The sequence below is a fragment of the Kosakonia sacchari SP1 genome (genome assembly GCF_000300455.3).
Taxonomy (GTDB): domain Bacteria; phylum Pseudomonadota; class Gammaproteobacteria; order Enterobacterales; family Enterobacteriaceae; genus Kosakonia; species Kosakonia sacchari.
This window is the reverse complement of sequence record NZ_CP007215.2, coordinates 1,409,309-1,434,102: the sequence shown is the minus strand read 5'-3', so window position 1 is coordinate 1,434,102 and position 24,794 is coordinate 1,409,309. Positions and strand designations below refer to the sequence as shown.

Genomic DNA, 24,794 nt, shown 5'->3' with positions numbered 1-24,794 from the left:
ATCGCTCTTTTATGCTGAGTTCACCGCCAACAGGCCTGACAGAAAGAAAAATATGAACTCGCTGATGACTATTCCACTGCTGAAAAATATCCGTACCTTTTTTACCACTACCCCATTTTCAACCCCGCTGCATTCGCGCTCGGCATTGATGGTGGATCAGGAAATCAGGCAGCTTCAGCAGAATTTTTCTCACGAAATCAAAGCGTATCTGAACGAACACCCGGAAACAAAACACGTTGATATTTATCTTAACGATACTCATGGTACATTCCGGGGAAAAAGAGTCGCCGTCGAAAACTTATTTTCACTCAGTCAGGGCTGTTATTTTCCGCAATCTGTCTACGCCATGGATCGCGAAGGGAAAATAATCACAACTTCCCCCGACAGACTTATTAACGAAGAGCCGGATAATTTATGTTTACCCGTTTCCGGCACGCTACGCCCAGGCGCGCACGATCCGCGCCATAACGCACAATTATTATTAACCATGCTCGACAGCGATAATCTACCCTGGCCGCTGGAGCCCAGAGTCATCCTGCAAAATGTGCTGCGTCAGTTTCATCAACATGGCCTTTACCCGGTGGTGGCTGCGGAAATGGAGTTCTACCTTGTAGACCCCGCCGCAGAACAGAACCGCCCGCAGGGCTGTTTTCATCTGGCCGTGCCGTCGGCCTATTCTGCGTTTATTGAGGAACTGGAAAACATGGCGGCAGCGCAGCGTCTTCCCTTATCCGGCATCGTTAGCGAAGCCGAAGCCGGGCAGTTTGAACTGAATATGTGCCATTCATCCAATGTCGTGGAGAGTTGCGAGCAGGTGCTGGCACTGCGCAAACTCACCGGTACCGTAGCTGAGAAATTTGGCTATCAGGCCAATTTTATGGCGAAACCCTTCTCAGAACTGGCCGGTAATGGCCTGCATTTTCACGTCAGCCTTAATGATACGAATGGCGAAAATGTATTTGCCAGCCCGGCAGAGACACCCAATGAAATGGTGCGACTCTCCCTTGCCGGCATGCTGGAATTGATGCCCGCGTCGCTGGCGATCATGGCGCCGGGTGTTAATGGGTTCAGGCGGTTGCGTAAGAATCTGGACGAACCGCTCTTTCACTCCTGGGGTTACAACAAACGCAACGCCGCTCTGCGCATTCCCTGCTCTGATGCGCGCAACCGGCGGATCGAATATCGCCTGGCGGGTGCGGACGCCAACCCTTATCTGGTGATGGCGACGTTACTGACCGGCATGTTATACGGCCTGGAACGTATTGATGATGACGCGCTGGCCAACTTCACCCACGCCTCGCCCGATCTGCCGTTATTCCAGCAACCCGCGCTGGAGGCGTTTCGCCAATGCGCCTACCTGGCGGATCATTTAGGCAGCGCATTTTGCGAGCAGTGGTATCACGGCAAGCTGACGGAACTGAACGCGTTTGAGCGCATTGTGACGGCAGAAGAATTGTCCTGATTAGCCTGGCCGCGGTTGCATCAGCGTCTTAACCTTGCCATTATGTCATTACAAACGTAATGACAGAGGTAGGTCCATGGGCAATTTGAATGTTCGTATTGATGACGATTTAAAAGCGCGTTCCTTTGCCGCTCTGGAAAAACTTGGCGTAACACCTTCCGAGCTTTTACGACAGACGCTCGAATATGTCGCCGAGAACGGCAAGCTACCGTTTCACCGCACACTGCTTAATGATGAAGATCGGCAACTGATCGAAATCGTGCGTGAGCGTTTACGCGATCCAAAACCGGTTCGTGTGACGCTTGACGATTTGTGATGACGCGCTGAAACATGAATGCGGCCAGGGAAAGGCCGCTTTTGGCAAACAAGGAGGTTGCATGGTTTATCAACTGGATTTCGATCAACGTGCGTTAAAAGAGTGGCGAAAATTAGGCAGCGCTGTTCGCGAGCAGTTTAAGAAGAAAATCGCTCAGGTGCTTAAAGCGCCGAGGATTGAAGCGAACAGACTCCATCATTTACCTGATTGCTACAAAATCAAATTGCGCGCTTCAGGCTATCGTCTGGTCTACCAGGTGAATGATGGACGGATTGTGGTGTTCGTTGTCTCTGTCGGAAAACGCGAACGTAACACCGTGTATGGCATCGCAGAAAGTCGCCTGATATAACCCGTTTTGCTCGAGCTACTCGCTTAGCCGGGCAGTGGAAGCGTCACATCCCCCTCCCCCAGCGGGCGCTGCATCAGTACCGTATCCAGCCAGCGCCCGTGCTTCATGCCGACGCTTTTCAGCGTGCCGATAACCACAAAACCGGCACGGCTGTGCAGGCGTAATGAACCTTCATTTTCGCTGTTGCCGACATTGGCGATGAGCTGGCGGTAACCGTTTTGCTCCGCCCAGGACACCGCACGAGCGAGTAGCGCTTTGCCTGCGCCTTGCTGGCGGAAACTGTCATCAACATAGATGGAATCTTCCAGCGTGTACTGGTACGCCCGCCGCTCGCGGTAGCGCGATAAATAGCAGTAACCCCGAACCTGCCCGTCATGCACGGCGACATACCACGGCAAGCCATTGCACCGGGTTTTCGCCAGCCGCGTACGCATTTCATCCACGTCCGGCGCTTCGGTTTCAAACGTGGCGTTACCGTGCGTCACGTGATAAGCATAAATCTGCACAATCGCGCTAAGATGATGTTCTTGCGCGTCAATAATTTCCATAAACTGTTCCCCGTTTGATGATATCTACAGGCTACCGGTAATGCCGCCCGCGCGGCACCAGGCTACGCTTATCACTGTTATAAGGAAAACTTTGCCATGCCACACTTCAGCTTTGACCAGTTAGCGACGTTTAAGCTGGTGCTCGCCCGGGGAAGTTTTACCGCCGCCGCAGAGGTGTTAGGCATTTCACAACCCGCAGTGAGCCTGCAAATCCGCCAGCTTGAACAGGCATTGCACGTTCGCCTGATTGAACGTTCCGGGCGCGGTCTGCGCGCCACCGCCGCCGGGGAAACCTTTCTGGCACATTGTGCGGAGATTGAAAATGCCGTCAGCGCCGCAGTGCAGTCCGTGGCGCAGCATCAGCACGCTATTAGCGGCAGCGTGACAATTGGCACCGGCGCGACGACCTGTATTCACCTGTTGCCGCCGCTGCTGCAAAAGTTGCATCGCGAGTTCCCGCTACTGTCAGTCGGGGTGCGCACCGGCAACACCAGCGATATCGTGCGCGCGGTGGAAGAAAACCGTATCGATATCGGCCTTGTAACGCTGCCCGCCAACGGACGCAATCTGGCGATTTCACCGTTACTTACCGAAGAATTTGTGGTGATCACTGCACAAGACGCTGACGGCGTTTCATTGCCGACGCCGGCATCGCTTGCGCCCCTGCCGCTGATTGTTTTCGAATCCGGCAGCAGCACGCGCCTGCTCATTGAACAGTGGTTTAGCGCAGACGGTGTCGCCCTCGCGCCGGTGATGGAACTGGGCAGTATTGAAGCGATAAAACGCATGGTGCGCGCCGGGTTGGGTTACAGCATCGTGCCCGGCGTGGCGGTTCAGGCTGCAGAAGACTGCCAGGGCCTGCGCGTACAACCGGTGCAGCCGCCGCTCCAGCGCCAGTTAGCGCTGGTGATGCGTCAGGATAAAGTGGTGAGCCGGGGAATGCGGGAAGTGTTGAACAGCCTGCAACAGGCGGGCATCACGCCCGCCGGATAAAACAACGATCAGAAGTCGTAACTCATTGAGACTTTCACGATGCGCGGATCGCCCTGGTAAATATAGGTGCCGTTGTCTTCCACGCTGGCCCAGTATTTCTCATTGGTGACGTTATCCACGCCCACGCGCCAGACCATCTCGTTTTTCTCCGCATTCAGCTGCATGCGGTAGCGCAGGCCAAGATCAAGGGTGGTGTAGCTGTCGAGTTTGCGGGTATTGGCGGTGTTTACATATTGCGAGCCGGTATAGTTCACGCGTGCCGTGGCGGTCAGGCCATCGACCGGTTTGATGTCATACTCGGCCCCCATCACCCCGTAGAATTTCGCCACACCAATCGGTCGGTTACCCTGATTGATGCCATCTTTGGTTTTCGTCAGCTCCGCATCCAGCCAGGTCGCGCTGCCATTCAGGCGCAGGCCGAGCACCGGCTCCCCAAACAGATTCAACTCCACGCCACGGTTACGCTGCTCACCGTCCAGCCCGTAAACATTGGTCGTGCTGTTAAGAATGCCGGTCGGCTTTTTGATTTCAAACAACGCCAGCGTACCGCCAATGCGTCCAAAGTCCGTTTTTACGCCAATTTCGTTCTGTTTAGAATGCGCAATCCCCACGCTTTGATAGCGATTTTCCGCTGTCTTCGGCGCTACGCCGCCTGGCTGCAACGCTTCGGTATGGTTGGCGTAGAAAGAGACAACATCCCACGGCTTATAGACCACGCCATAAGTCGGCATCCAGCGATCCTGGGTATAACGCGCAGTGGTGGTTTCCGCACCGGTGGCATTGCTGTAGTTGCGCACCCACAATTTCTGGTGACGCGCGCCCACGGTAAACAGCAGCCGATCCTCAAATACGCCGAGCGTGTCGCTCAGGGTATAACCCTGCGAGCGGTAACGCGCGGTTGTCAGCGGGTCACTGTAGTTTCCACTATGGGTTAAATTGTCCGGCAGCGGGATCGCCGAGGGATCATAAATATTCACCACCGGCAGATTTTTTTGATCGGACTGAGTCCAGGCCACGCGGTCACGCTTGATGTTCGCCGAATAACCGACGTTCACTTTATGGGAAACAAAGCCGGTATCGAAGTTACCGCGCAACCCGGCCATGCCACTCCAGGAGTCGGAAATCCGCACCGTATCCATGCGGCTGAAGGTGGCGTCACCGTTTTTATTGAATAGCTTAGGCGCGCCGTAGGTGCCGTCTTCATGAGCATGCTGACCGCCGAACGCGCCATAAACTGTCCAGTCATCGGTCAGATCGTATTCCGCGCGAGCCAGGCCAAATTCGTTCTCAATATCGCTGTGCGCCCAGCGCTGGCTGTAGTTTGTACGGGTATCCGGCAGCGCTGGAATAAAGTCGACGGCGCTGATATTGACGCCCATTTCGCCGCCGTGAACCGTTTTGTTCTGGTAACCGAGATCCAGCGACGTGCGCAAGCGCTCGCCACGATAATCGAGGCCAATTGACGCCGCAGTCGTGCGGCGATGATCGTCTTCTACCGCAGCATCCCCTTCTCGATGCAGCAAATTCATGCGTACGCCAAACTGGTTGTTATCACCGTAGCGACGCCCCACATCCAGCGAACCGCCAACTTGCGAGCGGGTGGTGTAATCAACACCCACGCGGGTGAGCGGCGTGTCGTCGGCATGTTTCGGTTCAAGGTTAATCATCCCGCCAACCCCCGAACCCGCAGAACCGTTCATCAGCGCATTCGAACCTTTAAAAATCTCCACGCGCTCCAGCATCTGCGTATCGACAATCTGGCGCGGCACAATGCCCGCCAGACCGCCCATCAGCATGTCGTCACCATCAAGCTGAAAGCCGCGAATACGGTACGTTTCGGCAAAGTTGCCGTAACCCTGCCCGACCTGCACGCCCGCATCATTACTAACCACATCAGCGATGGTTTTCGCCTGTTGATCCAGCACCAGCTTCGAGGTGTAACCGATGACGTTAAACGGCACATCCATCGCTTTTTGCTCGCCGAGCACGCCAAGGCGGCCGCCGTGCGCCACTTGTCCGTCCAGAAACGCGGGAACCAGTTCACTGCCGCCGGGCCTGAAATCACTGCCGGCGGCGGACTGCACGACAATGGTTTCTTCATGCGTGGGTTTTACGCTAGCGTCAGCCGTCGCTGCCTGTGCGTTATGCGCGACCGCGCCAATGGCCAGCGCAAGCACGGTCTTACGCAAAGGTATTGAGTGTTTTTTGCGGTTATTCATCATTATTAGCTATTGAAATAAAAAGAAATGGCCCGTTTCCAGGCCAGCGTCATTACTTGTTCAGATCGATCCTGACGACACTATCCGGGCCGTTGGTGGAGTGATCTTTGTTAAACGCCTGTTTGACGGTGACAAACAGCGTCTGGCCATCGGCGGAAAGCAGCAGGCTGTTCGGATGTGGCGGCAGCTCCCAGCGCTGTTTGACGGCATAGCTGGTTGCATCGAGGCTCAGCACTTTGCCGGACTCACGCTGGGTAATATAGATTTCATGGCGTTTAGCGTTGAATTTCACCGCCAGCGCATCGCCATCAAGCTGTTTCACGATTTTGCCGCTATGAATATCCAGCACCAGCGTGGTTTTGGCTTTTGAATTGTCGGTGACGAACAAGCGGCCGGTGGCCTCATCTTCAGCGATATTCAACAGCAGCGCCGGTTTGTCGCCCAGCGATTTCCAGCGTTGCTCGATACGGTTATTGCGCGGGTTGACCACCAGAATTTCGCCGCCGCCATTCGCCACATACAAACGTTGCGTCTGCGCAGAGAAGTGCAGGCCGGTCACCCATTTGCCCGCGTTTTTGATACGCGCTTTGACCTTCAGGGTTTTCGCGTCAACCACCCATACCAGCGCAGGATCGGCAACGGCGCCGATATATAAATTGCCGTTATGCAGCACAATTTCACGCGCGCCATAGGGCAGGCCTTTCTCGTTGCGCTCCGGGAACAGCGTGCGGGAAAGCACTTTGCCGTTGCTGGTATCGATGGCACTCACGCCGCCGTCCAGCGAATTGGTGACATACACGGTTTTGCCATCCGGGGAGATAGCCATGCCAAAGTTTTTCAGATCGGTGTGGGTCGCGCCGAGGGTTTTTAGCGTTTTCGGATCCAGTTTGTAAACCACCCCACCCTGCACATCTTTAAAGCCTTCCGCGCTGGCAACATACAACGCATCGCCTTGCGGGCTGAGTGCCATTTCATACAGGCCGCTGGCAAGAGAGCGTTTCACCACATTTTCAGGTAGTTGCGCCGCCGCAGGTGTTGCTGCTGGTGCCGCAGGCTGCGCACTGGTGATGTTATGTGCACTGCAACCGGCAAGTGCCATAGCCGCCAACAGAGCCAGCACGGAGGTGTTTATCTTCATGGGAGATCCTTTACCGTTAATGTCATCAAGGCAGACGAGCGCCCACGCCACGCATCTATATGTGATCGCTTGATAAGGGCAGATTCGGCCCGGCGCAGCTCGTCACGGCTTTTCAGTGTTCCCTGTCAGCCTTCACGCTCACTGTTATTGCGGGGAAGATCCTTGCTGCGCCCACAAACACCAAAGAGAATGAGAACTATACGCATTCTTGATTTTCAAGCAAGAACTATCGTTTCACTTCCCTGTTGTGGAAAAGTGGCGTGTTAAAAAGTGGAAAGCGGCGGATATGCATACGACGTGAAAACAGAAAATGACTGGCAGGGCCGGAATTGCGGCATCATCATTCTGTCTTACGGCAGCGTTTAAACTGCAATTTGGCCGACGTTAATCAAAGGATAAGAGACAGATGCCCGGCATGAGCCATCAATGGCGAGAACCGAGGTATAAATGGCGGGTATTTCACTGCCACTTAGTAGCCGCGTAATTTTGAACGTTGCCAGGCGCTGTCGACCAGCTCAGCGGCAGCCTGCACCTGATCGCAAAATGGTGCGCCAAAGGTTTCCATCAGCGCGGCATGCCTGGTAAGAAACCCCATTCCCTCTTCGTTACCAGTAATGCTCTCCAGAAACCAGTCCGGCACCTCTTTTTTCAGGCACAGTTCACTCAGCGAAGCGGTAAATTGTGCCCGCTGAGCGACATCGTTTATCCATGAAGGCTGCTGATTATCCATCTCAGCGGCAACAGTTGCCTCGAGCGCATGCTGTGAACGACTGTAAAACTCGCGAATTTTCGCCGAACTCCACGCTTTGCCAAAGAACAACAGCAATATTGGTACTACACACCAGAAGAGGGTCATCACTTGCTCGTTATCTGTTTTTTCGCGCAGAGATAGTACTGACAAAACCTGACAAATGCAGTAACAGGGAGCACTCTTTAACCGGCAGCATTGGCAAAGAAGAGGAGACACAAGCCTTTTATACCAGGCTTATCCATGCCGCCAGCAGGCAGGTATTTATATTGATGATGTGAGCTGGCGCGAATTTCTTGACCCCGAAGCATTGAGCCGGTGAAGCCGCACAAAATTTGGGGTTGACCGCAAAGATGATAAAGATTATCTTTCGCATTACCGAATAGTTGAGCAAATCACTCAGGTATTCGGTACGACATTGCTCACATTGCTTCCAGTATTATTTGCCCGCCTGACAAGTGCGGGCTTTTTTTTTACCCCCCCCTCCTCTCACCACCGCAGATATGACTGTGGTTTTGCTTAGGGAGCAATAATCTCTCGTTATTCATTGGCTTACTTAATTGAAATCAAACCGTCACAAACCCGCCTTAACCTAAGATTATTCTTATACCGGGATGCTGTTTGAATCATGGATATACCGCTCTCTTCGCGACAGCTTAATGCTGGAATCTTGCGCCTTGCCGTCCCGCACGTGACACCGGATGCCAATAATGTGCAGGTCATGTCGCTGTTCAATGAACACAAATCATTGATTGGCCTGCCGGTGCTGGAAAATAACCGCCCTATTGGCATGATTAACCGGCATATTTTTCTGTCGCAGATGAGCCGTCCGTTTTTCCATGAACTGTATGATCAGAAAAGCTGCATCGCGTTTATGGATAAAAACCCGCTGATTGTCGATGCCGATTCCGGTCTCGAATACCTGTCCGAGCGGGTGATCGAAACCGGCGATAAAGCCGTCACCGAAGGGTTTATCCTCACCCAGCAGGGGCAATACATCGGTATAGGCCTGGGCATTGACCTTATCCGCACGGTATCTGATTTACAGGCCAAACAGCATCTGCAAATTATGCAAAGCCTTGAATACGCGCGCATTATTCAGGAATCGATGCTGAGCCGCTCACGCAACACCATTGAAAAAACGCTGGATGACTGGTGCCTGCACTGGCACCCGCGCGACTGTGTTGGTGGCGATATCTATGCTTTTCAGCGCGTGGAAAATGGCTGGTTGATGGTGCTGGCGGATTGTACCGGGCATGGTGTTCCCGGCGCGTTTATGACCTTTATTTTCTCCTCGGCGCTGGAAAAAGCGCTCAGCCTCGCCCCTGCGAACGCACCGGAACACCTGCTCAGCCTGATTAATCAACATATCAAACAGACGCTCAGCCAGGTGCATCCGTCAGCCGATCGCAGTCAGTCCAATGATGGCTGCGACGCCCTTGTTCTGTTTGTTGATACGCAAAACGAGCAAGTCAGTTGGGCGAGTGCCCGGATGCACGCTTTCGTACTCAGCCAGGACGCGGACAGCGCAGCAACGCTTGAAAGCTGCCGCAAAGGTGTGGGTTACACCGACACGCCGGTGGATTACCAGTGGCAGCGCTACCAGGCGCCATTGCGTCGTGGCGACACATTCTTAATTGTTTCTGATGGCGCGACCGACCAGCCAGGCGGCCCGCGAAAGGTAATGTTTGGCAAAAAACGTATTCAGTCACTGTTAGCGCAAAACCGCACGCTGCCGATGCCTGCACTTTCCGACGCCCTGCTCGCGGCGCTGAAAGCCTGGCAGGGTCAGCAGGCGTCGCGCGATGACATGACGTGGTTTGGTTTTCGCTGGTGAATAACATGCAAATAAACGACCTGCAGGTCAAAGAAGCCGTTCTGTTACCCCTTTTTACGCTGCAACGGCAAAACGCCGTTGAGCTTTTTTATACGGGCTATTTTTCCCAGCAGCATATTGTTTCGCTGGGTGAAGTCATTCGCACATGGCTGGATAAACACGAATCCTCAGCGGTAACGCGCAGAAAGTTGTTCTCGGCTTTTATCGAGATGGGGCAAAACATTGTGCGCTACTCCTCAGACGACCGGTATTTATCGACTGAACAGCAAGAGCTGCGCTTCGGTTCGGTCTGTTTTCATATGGATCAAACCCACTATTACCTCGAAACCGCAAACCTGGTGGGGCCGGAAGCTTCCACGTTATTGCAGACAAATCTCGATGTGCTGCGCGGTATGTCGCAGGCGGAAATCCGCGATGCCTGGAAACAGGGGCTACGCAGTGAAGCTCCGATCACCAGTAAAGGCGCGAACATTGGTTTGTTGACGATGGCGCGGGATACCAGCCTGCCGCTGGAATATCGCATTCACCCTCTGGCGGCGAGTTCTCTGTCCGCCTTTCACTTAAAGGCAACGTTCTGCCATGACTGATATGACACTGACGCCAGCTATTGAATTGCCCGCCACCGCCGCGACGCCGGAGGTGAAATTTGATTTTGCCGCCCAACGCCTGGTGCTGAAAGGCGAAGCTTACCCGGAGAATGCCGCCGCATTTTTTCGCCCGCTGATGGATGCACTGGAAGGCTGGTTGCAGAGTGGCCTGCAGACGAACGCGCCGCTCCAGTTACATGTGGCGCTGAGTTACTTCAACAGCTCCAGCACCAAACTGCTATTTACGCTGTTCGAAAGCCTGAATGATTATGCCAGAGGCGGCGCGACGTGCGAGCTGCACTGGTACTATGACGCGGAAGACGATATCTCCGAGGAGTTTGGCCTGGAGTTGCGCATCGATTTCCCGTCGCTGACCGTTTTTCTTATCCCGGACATCAACGCATGTTAGATATCAATGAGCTATTCAAGGAGGATTATTCTGTTCTCGAAGATGCCCGCCTGGCCGCTGCTGACGACAGGCTGACGGCGGATGTCTGCCGCGAAAAATTGTGGGCGGTGGCGAAAAACTACCAGCGCCTGATCCGCGAATCGTATCGCCTGATTTCACGCAGTGATCGCGCCGAGCGCGAGCTCAATCGCATGAATGAGCAGTTGCAACAGCTGGCGGTACGCCTTGAATATGAGGCGACGCACGACCCACTAACCGCCGTGTTTAATCGCAGCGCAATCATTAATCACATTAACCAGGGTCTGACGACCGGCCATGTGGCGCTGATCCTGCTCGATATTGATCATTTCAAACGCATCAATGATGAGTACGGTCACCCGATGGGCGACCGCGTGATTTGCGCGCTGGTGGCGCGTATTCGCCGCGCCGTGCCGCAAAGCGCGGCGATCGGTCGTGTCGGTGGAGAGGAATTCACCATTGTGCTGCCAAAAGCGCGTGTCGAAGAGGCGATGATCACGGCCAGTTATATTCACTCGTCGCTGAACGCTTCACCGCTCGAGGTACTCCCCCAGCAACTGGTGACCGCCAGTTTTGGTGTCAGCCTGGGGCATAAAGACAGCGATTTCGAGACGCTGTATAGCACGGCGGATACGGCGCTGTATCACGCGAAAAAGCGCGGGCGTAACCAGGTCGCACTGCATGAGGATTTTTTTCGCCCACAGGTGAAAATGGGGCTTTCGTCGGAAAATGTTCAGCATTGAGGGAGCGGGCGTTTCGACTACGCTCGGCAGAGTGCAACGATCCGCAACAACACGTCGCGCTTCGCGGCAGGCTTTCTGCCGGTCTTGCTCTGTTGTAACCGACGCTTACCGGGTCAACTTTCGCGAAAACAGCAATCCAGGCGTGGGCATCGCAGAAAAATGAAGATAACTGAGCCAATTTGCCAGGGGCTTGTCAGATTGTTTTATTGTTCTTAAGCGGCTTGTTTTTCCAGCGTTTATTCAACCATTCGAACTCCTGATAAGTAAGAGAAGTACGCCGTTTTTCCCGTAACGCCTTAATCAGCGGCTCAGCGGTTTCGTAGGTGTCTATTACCGTCGTATATGAGGCCTGCTTAATCATGTTTTCCTCATAAATACCGGCTTTTATGCTTACCGCCATACGCTCATAGAAATTAAGAATGTATTGTATTTTTCGTCCTTCGTAGTTCTCATCCTTTGAAAGATTTTCTGCGACAGGGAATACATATGAACGGAAGGATTTCCCTGAATCGCGAACGCGCCGGAGTGTATGCAGACCATCAATGTATTCACTGTCTTTTCGACTTTCAAAAAGAAAGGTCGCCGTTTGGGTTTTGCGGGCCATCTTCACGTTAAACCTGATGGTAAGAACAGCGGTACAAATACCGCCAAAAACAAGCAGATTGCTGATGACTTGCCACGCTGTCGGACTGATTTCCATAGACCATTCCCTGTCATTAGATAAAAAAAGCGGAGCCTGAGCTCCGCCTGTAAAAAAGTTGCCTGTCAGAAACCGTCGAACTCATCAAATTTTTTCATATAAATCTCCCTGAACGCGTTACCCTAACAATAAGTGAAATTTCACTTAGGTGGTGATTTTATAATCGCAGTAGCCACTTCGCAATGGCAAGTCCAATGCAATCCTGTCAGATATTTCAAAGTGCGGCACTGCTCGAAAAATACCGATTAGCGGTCTGTTTTTTCGGATCTGAATCACTGTCCTCACCGGCTGGATTGCAAAAACTTCCTCACCCTGTCTGAATCCGGGTTGGTGAAAAATTTCTCCGGTGGTGCTTTCTCGATCAGCAACCCCTTCTCCAGAAACACCACTTCATCCGACACCTGGCGGGCAAAATCCATTTCGTGCGTCACCACCACCATGGTGTAACCCTCTGCGGCGAGATCTTTCATCACGCCCAGCACTTCGTTAACCAGTTCCGGATCCAGCGCTGAAGTGGGTTCATCAAACAAAATCACCTCCGGCGACATCGCCAGCGAACGGGCAATCGCCACGCGCTGCTTCTGCCCACCAGAAAGCGTAATCGGGTAGACATCGGCTTTATGGTTCATGCCGACCTTTTCCAGTTGCCGGTGGGCAATCTCATTCGCCTGCTCACGCTTCATCCCCTTTACATGCACCAGCGCTTCACTGACGTTGTGCAACACGGATAAATGCGGCCACAGGTTAAAACTCTGGAACACCATGCCAACCCGTTCACGGATGTGCGAGAGATCTTTATGCGACATCGCCTTGCCAGTTTTTTCATCCACACCGATGCGCTGCCCGCTGATGCGCACTTCACCGCGATCCGGCTGTTCCAGCCAGTTCATACAGCGCAGCAGCGTCGATTTCCCCGAACCGGACGACCCCAGAATGCTGACCACCGTGCCCTTCTTTACGGTCAGATTGATATCACGCAATACCTCAACGTTATCAAACTGTTTGGACAAGTTTTTGATGCTTACCGCGCTTGCTTCAGGCATGGGTCATTCCTCTTTTCGCTCCGTAATGGCTCAACCGCTTAATCAACAACTCCAGCAGAATGCTGATGCCCCAGTACAGCGCAATGGCGACAATAAAGGCGTTAAACGGAATAAAATACGTCGACTGCACACTGTTCGCGGCGGCGGTGATCTCCTGCACGGTAATAATGCACAGAAACGCCGTGTCCTTCAGGCAAATAATCAGCTGGTTGCCCATTAAGGGCAGCGCGGAAGAGACAATATTCGGCAAAATAATGCGCAGGAAAATTTTATAACGGGAAAAACCTTGCGATACAGCAGCTTCAATATAGCCGGCCGAAAATATTCTGCGCTGGCTGCGTAATATTTCGAAAAAATAGGCACCGTGATAAATTACCAGCGCTAATAATCCTGCTGTCCAGGCATCCATGCTGATACCTAACTGCGGCAAACCGTAATAAAGCAGATACGCCAGAATCAAAAACGGGATCGCACGCATCAGGCTGACAAAGGCAATTATCACCCGGTTAATCACCCGATTTTGATATTCCATCACGTAGCAAAAAACTACGCCAATAAATAACCCGATCACGGCGGCAATAATAAATAACTCCAGTGTTGCCAGCAGCCCGTTGAAAAAACTCTCACGCGCGGCCCAAATAATTCCCCACTGATTCATAAATCCTCCGCCTTTTATCGCGCCAGGCGCTTCGCTTTGCGTTCAGCTACTCCCTGCAACTTCAGCAGCAGGCCGATAATAATCACGTATAACAGCGCCGCGGCGAGGATCGGCGACAGCGGTTCATAGGTGACTGATGAGATCCGGTTGGTGACGCGCGTTAAATCCACCACGCCAATCACTGCGATCGCCGGGCTGCCTTTGATCAAAAACGACATCTCGTTAACCAGAGCCGGCAGGCTCTCGATCCACATTTGCGGCAGCATAATATGGCGAAAATAGGTCCAGCGCCGCATCCCTACGGATTCCGCCGCTTCCCGCTGTTCACGGGGGAAATTACGAAACGCGTTACGCCAGATTTCCGCGTTAAACGCTGAGGTGTTCAGCGTCAGCGCGACAATCGCCGCCAGTGTTTTATCCAGATTAATACCGAGCGTCGGCAGGGATAAAAACAGAAACAGCACCAGCGTTACCAACGGCGTAGCTCGCGCCAGGCTGATGTAAACCACCAGAAACTGGTCAATAAACGGGATCTTCATCATGCGGACAAAGGCGATAACCAGGCCGATGACCACCCCGAACGCAATCGCCACGCCTGAGATCCAGAGGGTCGTCCATGCGCCTTCAATCAATAACTGCCATGAGATTAAGTCCATGTTCCCTCCTGTTAAAACGGGCGGCGGTTGCCCGCCGCAGGTGACTTACAAACCGGCTAACTTGTGGAACTGATCGGCGCTGGTAATCGGCTCTTTCGGCAGTTCATAGGTTTCACCAAACCACTTCTTCTGCAACTCAGTGAGCTTGCCGGTTTCAGTCATATGATTCATAAAACCGGTCATAAATTTCAGCAGCTCCGGTGAGTTTTTCGGGATCGGCCACGCCATGTAACCCGGACCGGAAACGGCCAGGCCTTTGGCAAAGACCTTCGGTTTGGCTTTCACTAGATCGTTGACGGAAATCACCACGTTAATCACGTAATCAACGCGCTTGTTCGCCAGATCGGCGTAGGCTTCCGGGTAGGATTGATATTCCACTACCGGCCCGAGTTTTCCGCCTACTTTCTCCAGCATCGCTTTCAGCTCCGGCAAACGCGCCAACAGTGCGCTGCCCGCCTGTACGCCTACTTTTTTACCGCTGAGATCGGCTATGGTATTTAAGGTTTTATCGTCGGCGCGTTTGACAAAATAGTGCTGCGCGGAGGCCCACGGCGGGGTGAAATTAAAGACATTGAGACGTTCATCGGTAATTACCGCACCGGTAAGTGCCATATCATATTGGCCGGTGGAAACCGCAGCGAGTAGCCCCGTCCACGGTAAGATACTTTGGTTAATATTGAATTTCGCGTATTTGCGTAATTCCTCAAGCATGTCCTTATTAAAACCATCCGTCTGGCCATTATTCATAAAATTGAATGGCGCGTAATCGTCTTCGGTCGCCACTTTCATGGTGCCAGATTTTTCAATTTCGGGTAAATCCGCTGCGACTGCGTGTAAGGAAAATGCCAAAGCGATCGTGGCTGCAAGACAATATTTGCCGAATACGTTTTTCATCTCTCCACCCTTATTTAATGTGCCAGACCGGTATATCCCAGGTGTGCCGGAAGCGTTGCAAGATATATGCCGAAACACGACATCGTGTGTTTTTCATAACTGCGTTTTTACAATAGGGAGGCTTGCGCTTTTGTGAATAGAGCCAGTTCTGGCGAATGAGTGTGTCAGTTAACAGGAAGCTGGTATGGAATTTGCTCCATTGCATAACGTGATATATCCGAAGGAGCGCAGCATGATTCGTCACCTGTTGAATGTGAATTTTGACGGCCAGCGTGGGTTGCAGGAGCAAGTCCGCGAATGTTTGATCAACGCCATTCTGAGCGGGATTTTCCCGGCAGATACCGCGCTGCCCTCCTGCCGTCAGCTTGCCAGCCAGCTTAACGTTTCACGCAATACCACCGCGCTGGTGTTTGAAGGCCTGGTCAACGAAGGTTATCTGGTGAGCCGCCCGCGCAGCGGTTATTACCTGCACCCGGATTACTACCGTTGCGGGCAAAACCCGACACCACCTGCACCTGAATGCGAGAGCGCTGCACCACGCTGGGGCAACCGCCTAAAAATCACCCCCAGCCAGCAGGAATCAATCCTTAAACCAGCGGGCTGGATGCACTACCGCTACCCGTTTATCTACGGTCAGCCCTATACGCAGCAATTCCCGCTTGCCAGCTGGCGCGCGGCGGCAAACTGGTTGCACGGCGGCGTGCGCGATCCGGCGTGGGTGATCGATCATATTGACCAGGATGTGCCGATGTTGATTGAGCAGATCCGCACCCGCGTGTTGCCAAAACGCGGCATCGTTGCCGCACCCGATGAGATCCTGATTACGCTCGGCTCGCAAAACGCGCTCTATCTGCTGACGCGCCTGCTCATGTCACCCGCAACCCGCGTGGCAGTGGAGAACCCGGGGTTTCGCGAAGCCATTAACACCTTCTTATTAAGCGAGCCGCAAATCGTGCCGCACGACGTGGACAGCGAAGGGCTGGTGCTCAACGAAACACCTTGCGACTACTACTATGTGACGCCGGGCCACCAGGTGCCGACCGGCGTGACGATGAGTAAAGCGCGGCGTACGCAATTGCTAGATTATGCGGCTCGCCATGATGCAGTGGTGATAGAGGACGATTACGACTCGGAAAGTAATTTTATGCAAAATCCGCTGCCCGCGCTGAAAGCCAGCGATCGCAGCGGGCGCGTGATTTATGTCAGCAGCTTGTCCAAAGCGCTGTCGCCGGGGTTACGGCTGGGGTATATGGTCGCCGCGCCCGAAATCATTGACGAAGCGCGGGCGCTGCGCCGCCTGGTGTACCGTCATCCGCCAACCAATATTCAATACCAGATGGCGCATTTTCTGGCGCAGGGGCATTACGAAACCCATTTGCGCCGCTACCACGAAGACTCCGCCCGCCGCTGGGATTGCCTGCACAACGCGCTGCTCACGTTTTTGCCGGAGTGCCAGTTAATGCAGGGTAGCGAACATGCCAACGCCTTCTGGCTGCGCACGCCAGAACAGATCAACACCCAGCAACTGACCTGGCGCGCCGCACACGCAGGCGTGTTGATTGAGCCGGGCGCGCGGCATTTTCTTGATGTTGCGCCGCCGGATAACTTCTTTCGGATGGGATTTCACGCGATCAATCCGGATGCCATTGCACCTGGCGTGGAGGTCTTGCGCGGCCAACTGGCGCAGCTGTGTTGATATTTTGAGCGGTTGCCGCCGCCTCGCAGGAAGGAATGCGTAATCGCTTCCATAATGAAGCAAACCCATTTATCGCGAGAACGCTATGCCACTGCCGGATTTTCATGTCTCTGAACCGTTTACGCTCGGCATTGAACTGGAGTTACAGGTTGTTAACCCGCCGGGCTATGATTTGAGCCAGGACTCTTCACGCCTGATTGAAGCGGTAAAATACCAGATAAGTGCCGGTGAGGTAAAACATGACATTACCGAAAGCATGCTGGAGATTGCCACCGGCGTGTGCCGGGATATCAACCAGGCGGCACATCAGTTTTCCGCTATGCAGCATGTGATTTTGCAGGCGGCATCCGAGCACCATGTGCAGATATGCGGCGGCGGCACTCACCCTTTTCAGAAGTGGCAACGTCAGGAGATCTGCAATGATGAGCGTTATAGCCGCACGCTGGAGACGTTTGGTTATTTGATGCAACAAGCGACGGTGTTTGGCCAGCATGTGCATGTTGGCTGCACCAACGGTGACGACGCAATCTATTTGCTGCATGGTCTTTCCCGTTTTGTGCCGCACTTTATTGCGCTCAGCGCCGCCTCGCCCTATATCCAGGGCACCGACACCCGCTACGCGTCGTCGCGCCTGAACATCTTCTCTTCCTTTCCTGATAATGGCCCGATGCCGTGGGTGGCGAACTGGCAGGAGTTTGAAGGACTGTTTCGCCGTCTGAGCTACACCTCGATGATTGAAAGCATTAAAGATTTGCACTGGGACATTCGTCCCAGCCCGCATTTTGGCACCGTTGAAGTGCGGGTCATGGACACGCCACTAACGCTTTCGCACGCCGTTAATGTTGCCGGGTTTATCCAGGCGTTGTCACACTGGCTGCTGACTGAGCGGCCGTTTAAACACCAGCCGCAGGATTATTTACTGTATAAATTCAACCGATTCCAGGCTTGCCGTTATGGGCTGGAAGGTCTGATTACCGATGTACATACCGGTGAGCGGTATACCATTGCTGACGATCTCACTCGCCTGCTGGAGAAGCTCGCGCCGTCGGCTGATAAGCTCAATGCGGGTAGCGCACTGGATGTACTGGCAAACGTGGTGAAACGCGGGAAAAGTGAAGCACAGATGATGCGTGAGTTTATCGCCGATGGTGGCTCGCTGATTGGATTAATGCAAAAACATGCTGAGATTTGGGCGGCAGGCTAAAGCGTTAATTTGTTAGTTATTATTCTTAACCACAACTTAAATAACCTGCGAACCAGCAGGTTATTTTTTTCTTACGACTCAAGATAATAACCACTAAGTGGTAGATGAATTCAACAGAATTGATAAATATCAACAAGCCCTGCGTTAGAAATAAAGCACCCGCGCCCTGCTCCGATAACGAATTAAAGCAAACGAGAAAATGAGGCATTTGTATGAGATGGATTTACCGTTTATCAATGAAATTTAAATTATTACTGGCTTTACTGCCTTTATTGTTTGCCCTCATATGGTTAGCAACCAGCGGCATTCTGGCACGCGTGGAAACAGGCCAGCAGATGCGCACCATCATGTCATTAACTGATCTGGCGAAAAATGCCGGCGGCGTTATTCATGAATTACAAAAAGAACGTGGCATGAGTGCAGGATATATCGGCAGTAAAGGTCAGCAATTTAACGCTGAGTTAACTGCACAATATATTCTCTCTGATAAAGCCCTGAGCCAATTAGCTGAAGCATTAAAAGAATTTCCGCTTCAGCGGGCGAATAATGATATTCGGCATGCACTCGATCAATTCCGCCAGCATCAACAAGGCATAACAGATTTTCGCCAACAAATTCATACCCTCAGCGTAAGCGGTACCGAATCGCTGACGTGGTACAGCACCATTATTAGCGATTTACTTAATGTGGTGGGCGGTATTAGTCAGTTGACGGACAACGGCGAAATTGTGAATCAACTGGCGGCATATTACAGCGTGCTGAATGCCAAAGAGCAAACCGGCGTTGAACGTGCGCTGATGTCCAACGTGTTTTCCGCTGACCGCTTTACCGACGGGCAGTTCCGTCAGTTAAACGAAGTGGTTGGCAAGCAACTTTCCTGGCTGGCGGCAACGCGAGCGTTCAGTACTGCCGCCGTCAATGAACGGCTGACGACGCAGCTGCAAACTCCGGAAGTAACGCGCGCGCTTGAGATGCGCCAGCAGGCAATTGACCATGTGGCGACCGGCGGATTTGGCATCGCGCCGACAGACTGGTTTAACGCCCAGACTGCGCGCATCAATACGCTGAAATCTGTGGAAGATGCCGCGGCAAATACCCTGCTGCTAACGGCAAAAGGTCTGGCGGATAACGCCTGGCGCGATGTGATCGTTTTTGCGGTGATAAGCGTCTCAGCCCTGGTGATCGCGCTGTTCTTCGCCCTGCTGGTGGCCAGTAGTATCCATCGCCAGTTGCACCATTCACTGGCAACGATTGAAGGGATGGATGGCGATCTCACCCAGCGGCTGGATGTACCGGGAAGCGACGAGCTGTCGTTGTTGAACCGCGCTTACAACCAGGCCATCGAGAATATTCAGCATATTGTGAGCGAGATAAAACACGGCGCGGGCGTGCTGCGCGGCGCCAGTTCCGAGATCGCCAGCGGGAACCAGGATCTGGCCTCACGTACGGATGAACAAGCCGCGTCACTGGTGGAAACCGCGGCCAGCATGGAGCAGATCGCAACCGCAGTAAACCAGACGGCGGATAACGCCAACGAAGCCAAACGGCTGACGCAAGAGATGGAGCAGCAGGTGCAGGAAGCAAGCCGGGTGGCAGGTGAAGCCAGCCAGAGCATGATTGCCATTCGCGGCTCCAGCGAGCAGATCTCAAATATTGTTAGCTCGATCGACGAAATCTCCTTTCAGACCAACCTGCTGGCGCTGAATGCGGCAGTGGAAGCCGCACGCGCCGGTGAGCTGGGTAAAGGTTTCGCCGTGGTGGCGAGCGAAGTGCGTAATCTTTCACAACGGTGCGCCAATGACGCGCACCAGATCCGCGAACTGGTGAGCAAAAACATGGAGCAGATCCAGCAAGGCGTCACGCTGGTGCAAGCTTCTGACCGCGCGCTGCAATCGGCAAAAGCCCATACCGGGCAGATGCTGGCGTTTGTCAGTGACATTGCCCGCGCAGCGAGCGAGCAGTCGCTGGGCGTGTCGCAGGTGCATCAAGCCCTGAACCAACTGGAGCAGGTAACCCAGCAAAATGCCGGGCTGGTCGCCAGCGCGGCGACCGCCAGCCAGATGCTGGATCAACAATCGGAAACCATGGCGACGTTGGTTGACCGCTTCGTCGTAGCGTAAAAGCCTGTCGGGGAACGTTGCGCAGCGCGCCGCTTTCCCCGACAATGCGGCTTTTCACCATCGATTAACGCTTATGAAACACTCGCTCGAACCACTGCTTACACTGGCAGGCATTCTGCTGATGGCTTTTCTCTCCGTGCTGCTGCTTCCCGCGCCTGCGCTTGGGTTGCAACTGGCGCAAAGCCTGGTGCAGCGCTTTCATCTGCTCGATCTAACCCAGCTTTACATCATTCTTTACTGCTTGTGGTTTTTGTTGCTCGGCACGGTGGAGTTTTTTGTTGTGCGCTTTATCTGGAAGCGCTGGCTCGCCGCCTGAAAACGTAATGCCCCTTCCCCGCGCGTGTACGGTGGGGAACACTCCACGCCTTTTCCCGTCGATAACTATTCAAAAGTCATTCTAATTTTTTGAACACTACGCGCAAATAGTTCAGCTTTTTCTTTCCCTGTCACCGGCCTATCATTCGTTTCATCAGGGCAAAACAGCCCATTACAAACGGAACTGGCCCGCAGGTTGGCCGTAAAATTAATCAAAACTTTCGTTGCAGGCCAGGTTAACCATGAACCCATTACAAAAACTTTTTAGCGCTTTGTTTCCACAGTCCGCAGGTAACAACGTAGCGGATGTGCAGCCAACTTCAGGAGTAACTATGTCAGACAATTTTCTCGCTTTAGCAAAACAACGTCGCACCATTTACGCCCTGGGTAAAGATCTGCCGGTGGCGGAAGATGTCGTCATTGAAACCATCAAAGAAGCGATTCGTCAGGCACCTTCGGCGTTTAACTCACAGAGTTCACGTGCGCTGATCCTGCTAGGCAAAGAACACGTGCAGTTCTGGGAGCTGACTCGCGAGCAACTGAGAAAAATCGTGCCGGAAGAGAGTTTTAAAGCCACTTCTGACAAGCTGGACGGCTTTGCCGCAGCGGCGGGTTCCGTGCTGTTCTTTGAAGATCAGGATGTGGTGAAAGGCTTACAGGAGCAGTTCGCCGCTTACGCCGATAACTTCCCGGTATGGTCTGAACACAGCACCGGTATTGCACAGTATGCCGTGTGGCTGGCGCTGACCGAGAAAGGCATCGGCGCGAACCTGCAGCACTATAACCCACTGGTTGACGCCGATGTACAGCGCACCTGGGGTATTCCTGAAAACTGGAAACTGCGCGGCCATATGAACTTCGGTTCGATCGTGGCGCAAGCTGGCGATAAAGCCTTTATGGATGACGCCAAACGCTTTGTGGTTGCTCGTTAATCGACTAGATTATCGCTGCGCTCAGTAAGCAGACAGTCGTAAAAAACCACCTGCATAGCAGGTGGCATTGATAGCGCCCCATAGGGGCGTACTAAGTCCAGACTCTGAGAGCCTTCCCTTCACACCTCTTTTAGTGGAAGTTGGCTCTCTTCAACTTCATGCTTTTCCTGGTACTTCACGTACTTTCTTATCATTTCTTCGTTTATACCTACGGTATCCACGCAGTAACCCCGTGCCCAGAAGTGATTGCCCCACAACTTATTCTTCCGTAGATAAGGAAATTTACTGAACAATCGAAGGGCTGTTTTACCCTTTAAGTGACCTATTACATGGGAAATTGAAAGCCGTGGTGGCACTTTTACCAGCAAATGAACATGATCTATCTGGACATTCAGCTCCACCACTTCTATCCCGAGCTGTTCACTTGAGATCCTTATCTGTTTATAGACCTCTTTGCCAACATTGTTCCTCAGGATGCGAAATCGGTACTTGGGTGTCCAAACGATATGATATTGACAACACCAGAGCACATGAGATGCTCTCTGGAATCTACTCATGGTTAAATCCTTATCAGTTATGGGGATAACGGATTCGGATTTTCCCATGAGTAGCATTATTGGCAGAGCCAACTTGTTGCTGACCACCTCCATAGGAGGTGGTGTTCATGCAAGGATAAAAAAGCCGCCTTCAGTGAAGGCGGCTTTTTATTGTATAGAGCAGACAAAAACTATTGCTGGCTTTCACGCTCAGCAATAAAACCCAGCGCTTTATTGATACGGGCGATACTGCGCGCCTGACCAATGGCGTGAACGGTGACATCCAGTGCCGGAGACTGACCCGCGCCGGTCACGGCAACGCGCAGCGGCATACCGACTTTGCCCATGCCCACTTCCAGTTCATCAGCAGTCGCCTGAATCGCGTGGTGAACGTTTTCCGCCGTCCAGTCGGTGATAGCAGCCAGCTTGTCTCGCACCACTTCCAGCGGCTGACGCGCAACCGGACGCAGGTGTTTTTTCGCTGCGTCGGCATCGAATTCGTCAAATTCTTCATAGAAATAACGGCAGCTTGCCGCCATCTCTTTCAGCGTTTTGCAACGCTCGCCGAGCAGCTTCACTAATTCAAACAGCTGCGGGCCGGTATGGGTGTCGATGTTTTCCTGCTCAATGTGCCACTGCAGGTGCGTCGCCACATACTCCGGATCCAGCGTATTGATGTAGTGATGGTTCAGCCACAGCAGTTTGTCGGTGTTGAATGCGCTCGCCGATTTGCTCACCGCGCCGAGAGAGAACAACTTGATCATCTCTTCACGGGTGAAGATCTCCTGATCGCCGCTCGACCAGCCCAGACGCACCAGATAGTTAAGCAGCGCTTCCGGCAGGTAACCGTCGTCGCGATACTGCATTACGCTGACCGCGCCATGACGTTTGGAGAGTTTTTTACCATCGTCGCCGTTAATCATCGACACGTGCGCGTAAACCGGAACCGGCGCGTTCAGCGCTTTCAGAATGTTGATCTGACGCGGCGTGTTGTTGATATGGTCTTCACCACGGATAACGTGGGTGATTTCCATATCCCAGTCATCAACCACAACGCAGAAGTTATAGGTCGGTGAACCATCAGTACGGCGAATGATCAGATCGTCGAGTTCGAGGTTACTGAACTCAATCGGGCCGCGAATCTGGTCGTCAAAAATAACAGAACCATCCTGCGGGTTGGCAAAACGCACGACACACGGCTCGTCATCCGCATGGTGCGAATGATCGTGACGGCAGCGGCCGTCATAACGTGGTTTTTCATTATTTGCCATCTGCGTTTCGCGCAGCTGCTCAAGGCGTTCTTTGGAGCAGTAACATTTGTAGGCGGTGCCCGCTTCCAGCATTTCATCGATAACCGCGTTGTAGCGATCAAAGCGTTTAGTCTGGAAGTACGGGCCTTCGTCCCACTCCAGGTTCAGCCAGTTCATGCCATCCATGATGGCTTCAATTGCTTCCGGAGTGGAGCGCTCGAGATCGGTGTCTTCAATACGCAGCACAAACTCACCGCCGTGATTACGTGCAAATAGCCAGGAGTAAAGAGCAGTGCGCGCGCCGCCAACGTGCAGATAGCCGGTGGGGCTTGGCGCGAAGCGAGTTTTGATTTTCATGAAATGGCCTTACGTTTATAAAGATGCCGACCGTCGGCAATAGCTAAAATGAAAGTGGGCGATATTCTATCACTGTGGGCTGATTCCTCAATGTTGTTGCCGCAATGAGGGGGTTATCTGGCTATTTTGTTTAGAAATCATGCTCTCGCGACGCTTTACGCAGCGGTTTGTCTAATTTTACGACGAACGAACAATTTCTTTTGAAAATGCGTTGACTCATTTTCAACTCTCCCTATAATGCGACTCCACACAGCGGGGGTGATTAGCTCAGCTGGGAGAGCACCTCCCTTACAAGGAGGGGGTCGGCGGTTCGATCCCGTCATCACCCACCACGATTTTTGTGGCTTCCGCAGTGTAGATAAGAATGAGAAGTGGGTGATTAGCTCAGCTGGGAGAGCACCTCCCTTACAAGGAGGGGGTCGGCGGTTCGATCCCGTCATCACCCACCACTTTCTCGCCAGCGAATTCTTATCAATTGAAGTACCGAAGTGGGTGATTAGCTCAGCTGGGAGAGCACCTCCCTTACAAGGAGGGGGTCGGCGGTTCGATCCCGTCATCACCCACCACTTCGGGTCGTTAGCTCAGTTGGTAGAGCAGTTGACTTTTAATCAATTGGTCGCAGGTTCGAATCCTGCACGACCCACCAGTGTAAAAAAGCGCCCTAAAGGCGCTTTTTTGCTATCTGCCCTATTTAAAGATTCGACAAAATTGTCGGGAACAATTTTGAACAACGCGCAGCGTTGGCCCGCAGGGCGAGTCTCAGGATGAGACGAGTAACCCTGCAGCAGGTTCGAGTCGAACGCAGTGAGACAACGGAGCCGCTTGCGGCGACGGCCCGAAGGGCGAGCAACGCGAGTCATCCTGCACGACCCACCAATGTAAAAATGGCGCTGGCGGCGCTTTTTTGCTTTCCGCGATTTACCCTTTGTCTGTCCCATTCCAACAGTCAGTGACATCCCCGAAATCCATTGATTGCCGTCTCGCGCGTCTCCCGTTATGAGACCAGTAAACCAATGAATTTTTCCCGCCGCACAGTTTTCTTTAGGGCAGCATATAAGCGCTTAAA

24 protein-coding genes, 4 tRNA genes and 1 other RNA gene are annotated in these 24,794 nt (G+C 53.0%); 18 read left to right on the top strand and 11 right to left on the bottom strand.

Annotated elements, in window-relative coordinates:
• Nucleotides 1-52 precede the first annotated feature (52 nt).
• The 3 genes from C813_RS29850 (at nt 53) to C813_RS29840 (ending at nt 2,127) form a co-directional block, all read left to right on the top strand.
• Nucleotides 53-1,462 (top strand): glutamine synthetase family protein, encoded by a 1,410-nt coding sequence (locus C813_RS29850; RefSeq protein WP_017458692.1) that lies wholly within the window; start codon nt 53-55, stop codon nt 1,460-1,462.
• Nucleotides 1,463-1,538: 76 nt separating this feature from the next.
• Nucleotides 1,539-1,778, top strand: a complete 240-nt coding sequence (locus tag C813_RS29845; protein WP_017458693.1) for a type II toxin-antitoxin system RelB/DinJ family antitoxin — start codon at nt 1,539-1,541, stop codon at nt 1,776-1,778.
• A 61-nt stretch (nt 1,779-1,839) separates the two neighbouring features.
• Complete coding sequence (locus C813_RS29840) at nt 1,840-2,127, top strand: type II toxin-antitoxin system RelE family toxin (protein WP_017458694.1); 288 nt, start codon at nt 1,840-1,842, stop codon at nt 2,125-2,127.
• Nucleotides 2,128-2,150: 23 nt separating this feature from the next.
• Here the strand turns inward: C813_RS29840 and C813_RS29835 are convergent, their stop codons facing one another.
• Entirely contained in the window at nt 2,151-2,675 is a 525-nt protein-coding gene (locus tag C813_RS29835) for a GNAT family N-acetyltransferase (protein WP_017458695.1), read from the bottom strand.
• 96 nt (nt 2,676-2,771) lie between these two features.
• On the opposite strand from C813_RS29835, the gene C813_RS29830 reads away from it, so the two are divergent.
• The gene (locus tag C813_RS29830) at nt 2,772-3,668 is read left to right on the top strand and encodes a LysR family transcriptional regulator (RefSeq protein WP_017458696.1); all 897 of its coding nucleotides are present in this window, start codon (nt 2,772-2,774) and stop codon (nt 3,666-3,668) included.
• An 8-nt stretch (nt 3,669-3,676) separates the two neighbouring features.
• Here the strand turns inward: C813_RS29830 and C813_RS29825 are convergent, their stop codons facing one another.
• The 3 genes from C813_RS29825 to C813_RS29815 form a co-directional block, all read right to left on the bottom strand.
• Complete coding sequence (locus C813_RS29825) at nt 3,677-5,890, bottom strand: TonB-dependent receptor (RefSeq protein WP_017458697.1); 2,214 nt, start codon at nt 5,888-5,890, stop codon at nt 3,677-3,679.
• Between the two features lie 49 nt (nt 5,891-5,939).
• Complete coding sequence (locus C813_RS29820; RefSeq protein WP_017458698.1) at nt 5,940-7,025, bottom strand: SMP-30/gluconolactonase/LRE family protein; 1,086 nt, start codon at nt 7,023-7,025, stop codon at nt 5,940-5,942.
• 469 nt (nt 7,026-7,494) lie between these two features.
• Nucleotides 7,495-7,881: a hypothetical protein gene (locus tag C813_RS29815; protein ID WP_025263889.1), complete on the bottom strand. Its 387-nt coding sequence runs from the start codon at nt 7,879-7,881 to the stop codon at nt 7,495-7,497.
• Nucleotides 7,882-8,401: 520 nt separating this feature from the next.
• Between C813_RS29815 and C813_RS29810 the strand changes: the two genes are divergently transcribed.
• From C813_RS29810 to C813_RS29795, 4 genes are read left to right on the top strand one after another with little or no spacing between them, the layout of a single operon-like run.
• Complete coding sequence (locus C813_RS29810; protein WP_017458700.1) at nt 8,402-9,610, top strand: SpoIIE family protein phosphatase; 1,209 nt, start codon at nt 8,402-8,404, stop codon at nt 9,608-9,610.
• Nucleotides 9,611-9,615: 5 nt separating this feature from the next.
• Nucleotides 9,616-10,197, top strand: a complete 582-nt coding sequence (locus tag C813_RS29805) for a SiaB family protein kinase (RefSeq protein WP_217500190.1) — start codon at nt 9,616-9,618, stop codon at nt 10,195-10,197.
• Entirely contained in the window at nt 10,190-10,606 is a 417-nt protein-coding gene (locus tag C813_RS29800; RefSeq protein WP_017458702.1) for a DUF1987 domain-containing protein, read from the top strand. The genes C813_RS29805 and C813_RS29800 overlap by 8 nt, the downstream gene beginning before the upstream one ends.
• Entirely contained in the window at nt 10,600-11,367 is a 768-nt protein-coding gene (locus C813_RS29795; protein WP_017458703.1) for a GGDEF domain-containing protein, read from the top strand. Before C813_RS29800 ends, C813_RS29795 begins: the two co-directional genes overlap by 7 nt.
• Before the next feature lie 193 nt (nt 11,368-11,560).
• Here the strand turns inward: C813_RS29795 and C813_RS29790 are convergent, their stop codons facing one another.
• From C813_RS29790 to C813_RS29770, 5 genes are all read right to left on the bottom strand, one after another.
• Nucleotides 11,561-12,067 (bottom strand): DUF4760 domain-containing protein, encoded by a 507-nt coding sequence (locus C813_RS29790; protein WP_017458704.1) that lies wholly within the window; start codon nt 12,065-12,067, stop codon nt 11,561-11,563.
• 281 nt (nt 12,068-12,348) lie between these two features.
• Complete coding sequence (locus C813_RS29785; RefSeq protein ID WP_017458705.1) at nt 12,349-13,110, bottom strand: amino acid ABC transporter ATP-binding protein; 762 nt, start codon at nt 13,108-13,110, stop codon at nt 12,349-12,351.
• Complete coding sequence (locus tag C813_RS29780) at nt 13,103-13,768, bottom strand: amino acid ABC transporter permease (RefSeq protein ID WP_017458706.1); 666 nt, start codon at nt 13,766-13,768, stop codon at nt 13,103-13,105. Before C813_RS29780 ends, C813_RS29785 begins: the two co-directional genes overlap by 8 nt.
• Before the next feature lie 14 nt (nt 13,769-13,782).
• Complete coding sequence (locus C813_RS29775) at nt 13,783-14,424, bottom strand: amino acid ABC transporter permease (RefSeq protein ID WP_017458707.1); 642 nt, start codon at nt 14,422-14,424, stop codon at nt 13,783-13,785.
• Between the two features lie 45 nt (nt 14,425-14,469).
• Nucleotides 14,470-15,318 (bottom strand): transporter substrate-binding domain-containing protein, encoded by an 849-nt coding sequence (locus C813_RS29770; RefSeq protein WP_017458708.1) that lies wholly within the window; start codon nt 15,316-15,318, stop codon nt 14,470-14,472.
• Between the two features lie 232 nt (nt 15,319-15,550).
• On the opposite strand from C813_RS29770, the gene pdxR reads away from it, so the two are divergent.
• The 5 genes from pdxR (at nt 15,551) to C813_RS29745 (ending at nt 21,585) form a co-directional block, all read left to right on the top strand.
• Nucleotides 15,551-17,014, top strand: coding sequence for a MocR-like pyridoxine biosynthesis transcription factor PdxR (gene pdxR, locus C813_RS29765; protein WP_025263887.1), 1,464 nt, complete (start codon nt 15,551-15,553; stop codon nt 17,012-17,014).
• A gap of 85 nt (nt 17,015-17,099) precedes the next feature.
• Nucleotides 17,100-18,218, top strand: a complete 1,119-nt coding sequence (locus C813_RS29760) for a YbdK family carboxylate-amine ligase (protein ID WP_017458710.1) — start codon at nt 17,100-17,102, stop codon at nt 18,216-18,218.
• Nucleotides 18,219-18,430: 212 nt separating this feature from the next.
• Nucleotides 18,431-20,338, top strand: a complete 1,908-nt coding sequence (locus C813_RS29755) for a methyl-accepting chemotaxis protein (RefSeq protein ID WP_025263886.1) — start codon at nt 18,431-18,433, stop codon at nt 20,336-20,338.
• Between the two features lie 73 nt (nt 20,339-20,411).
• The gene (locus tag C813_RS29750) at nt 20,412-20,654 is read left to right on the top strand and encodes a DUF1158 family protein (protein ID WP_017458712.1); all 243 of its coding nucleotides are present in this window, start codon (nt 20,412-20,414) and stop codon (nt 20,652-20,654) included.
• A gap of 331 nt (nt 20,655-20,985) precedes the next feature.
• A complete protein-coding gene (locus tag C813_RS29745) occupies nt 20,986-21,585 on the top strand; it encodes a nitroreductase family protein (RefSeq protein WP_017458713.1) in 600 nt (199 codons plus the stop codon).
• Between the two features lie 119 nt (nt 21,586-21,704).
• Here the strand turns inward: C813_RS29745 and tnpA are convergent, their stop codons facing one another.
• On the bottom strand, nt 21,705-22,142 hold the full coding sequence (gene tnpA, locus C813_RS29740) for an IS200/IS605 family transposase (protein WP_025263572.1): 438 nt from the start codon (nt 22,140-22,142) through the stop codon (nt 21,705-21,707).
• Nucleotides 22,143-22,312: 170 nt separating this feature from the next.
• Nucleotides 22,313-23,728, bottom strand: coding sequence for a glutamate--tRNA ligase (gene gltX / locus C813_RS29735; protein ID WP_017458905.1), 1,416 nt, complete (start codon nt 23,726-23,728; stop codon nt 22,313-22,315).
• A 256-nt stretch (nt 23,729-23,984) separates the two neighbouring features.
• On the opposite strand from gltX, the gene C813_RS29730 reads away from it, so the two are divergent.
• The 5 genes from C813_RS29730 to C813_RS29710 all read left to right on the top strand — a co-directional run bounded on the left by C813_RS29730 (nt 23,985) and on the right by C813_RS29710 (nt 24,604).
• Nucleotides 23,985-24,060, top strand: a tRNA-Val gene (locus tag C813_RS29730).
• Between the two features lie 41 nt (nt 24,061-24,101).
• Nucleotides 24,102-24,177: transfer RNA gene (locus C813_RS29725), tRNA-Val, on the top strand.
• A 41-nt stretch (nt 24,178-24,218) separates the two neighbouring features.
• A tRNA-Val gene (locus tag C813_RS29720) sits at nt 24,219-24,294 on the top strand.
• A gap of 4 nt (nt 24,295-24,298) precedes the next feature.
• Nucleotides 24,299-24,374 (top strand) — tRNA-Lys (locus tag C813_RS29715).
• A gap of 94 nt (nt 24,375-24,468) precedes the next feature.
• Nucleotides 24,469-24,604: non-coding RNA, RtT sRNA (locus tag C813_RS29710), on the top strand.
• Nucleotides 24,605-24,794: the final 190 nt, after the last annotated feature.

Bases quoted from the DNA above. Each gene is read 5' to 3' on its own strand.
- C813_RS29850 (WP_017458692.1), top strand. From the start codon at position 53: ATGAACTCGCTGATGACTATTCCACTGCTGAAAAATATCCGTACCTTT.
- C813_RS29845 (WP_017458693.1), top strand. From the start codon at position 1,539: ATGGGCAATTTGAATGTTCGTATTGATGACGATTTAAAAGCGCGTTCC.
- C813_RS29840 (WP_017458694.1), top strand. From the start codon at position 1,840: ATGGTTTATCAACTGGATTTCGATCAACGTGCGTTAAAAGAGTGGCGA.
- C813_RS29835 (WP_017458695.1), bottom strand. From the start codon at position 2,675: ATGGAAATTATTGACGCGCAAGAACATCATCTTAGCGCGATTGTGCAG.
- C813_RS29830 (WP_017458696.1), top strand. From the start codon at position 2,772: ATGCCACACTTCAGCTTTGACCAGTTAGCGACGTTTAAGCTGGTGCTC.
- C813_RS29825 (WP_017458697.1), bottom strand. From the start codon at position 5,890: ATGATGAATAACCGCAAAAAACACTCAATACCTTTGCGTAAGACCGTG.
- C813_RS29820 (WP_017458698.1), bottom strand. From the start codon at position 7,025: ATGAAGATAAACACCTCCGTGCTGGCTCTGTTGGCGGCTATGGCACTT.
- C813_RS29815 (WP_025263889.1), bottom strand. From the start codon at position 7,881: ATGACCCTCTTCTGGTGTGTAGTACCAATATTGCTGTTGTTCTTTGGC.
- C813_RS29810 (WP_017458700.1), top strand. From the start codon at position 8,402: ATGGATATACCGCTCTCTTCGCGACAGCTTAATGCTGGAATCTTGCGC.
- C813_RS29805 (WP_217500190.1), top strand. From the start codon at position 9,616: ATGCAAATAAACGACCTGCAGGTCAAAGAAGCCGTTCTGTTACCCCTT.
- C813_RS29800 (WP_017458702.1), top strand. From the start codon at position 10,190: ATGACTGATATGACACTGACGCCAGCTATTGAATTGCCCGCCACCGCC.
- C813_RS29795 (WP_017458703.1), top strand. From the start codon at position 10,600: ATGTTAGATATCAATGAGCTATTCAAGGAGGATTATTCTGTTCTCGAA.
- C813_RS29790 (WP_017458704.1), bottom strand. From the start codon at position 12,067: ATGGAAATCAGTCCGACAGCGTGGCAAGTCATCAGCAATCTGCTTGTT.
- C813_RS29785 (WP_017458705.1), bottom strand. From the start codon at position 13,110: ATGCCTGAAGCAAGCGCGGTAAGCATCAAAAACTTGTCCAAACAGTTT.
- C813_RS29780 (WP_017458706.1), bottom strand. From the start codon at position 13,768: ATGAATCAGTGGGGAATTATTTGGGCCGCGCGTGAGAGTTTTTTCAAC.
- C813_RS29775 (WP_017458707.1), bottom strand. From the start codon at position 14,424: ATGGACTTAATCTCATGGCAGTTATTGATTGAAGGCGCATGGACGACC.
- C813_RS29770 (WP_017458708.1), bottom strand. From the start codon at position 15,318: ATGAAAAACGTATTCGGCAAATATTGTCTTGCAGCCACGATCGCTTTG.
- pdxR (WP_025263887.1), top strand. From the start codon at position 15,551: ATGATTCGTCACCTGTTGAATGTGAATTTTGACGGCCAGCGTGGGTTG.
- C813_RS29760 (WP_017458710.1), top strand. From the start codon at position 17,100: ATGCCACTGCCGGATTTTCATGTCTCTGAACCGTTTACGCTCGGCATT.
- C813_RS29755 (WP_025263886.1), top strand. From the start codon at position 18,431: ATGAGATGGATTTACCGTTTATCAATGAAATTTAAATTATTACTGGCT.
- C813_RS29750 (WP_017458712.1), top strand. From the start codon at position 20,412: ATGAAACACTCGCTCGAACCACTGCTTACACTGGCAGGCATTCTGCTG.
- C813_RS29745 (WP_017458713.1), top strand. From the start codon at position 20,986: ATGTCAGACAATTTTCTCGCTTTAGCAAAACAACGTCGCACCATTTAC.
- tnpA (WP_025263572.1), bottom strand. From the start codon at position 22,142: ATGAGTAGATTCCAGAGAGCATCTCATGTGCTCTGGTGTTGTCAATAT.
- gltX (WP_017458905.1), bottom strand. From the start codon at position 23,728: ATGAAAATCAAAACTCGCTTCGCGCCAAGCCCCACCGGCTATCTGCAC.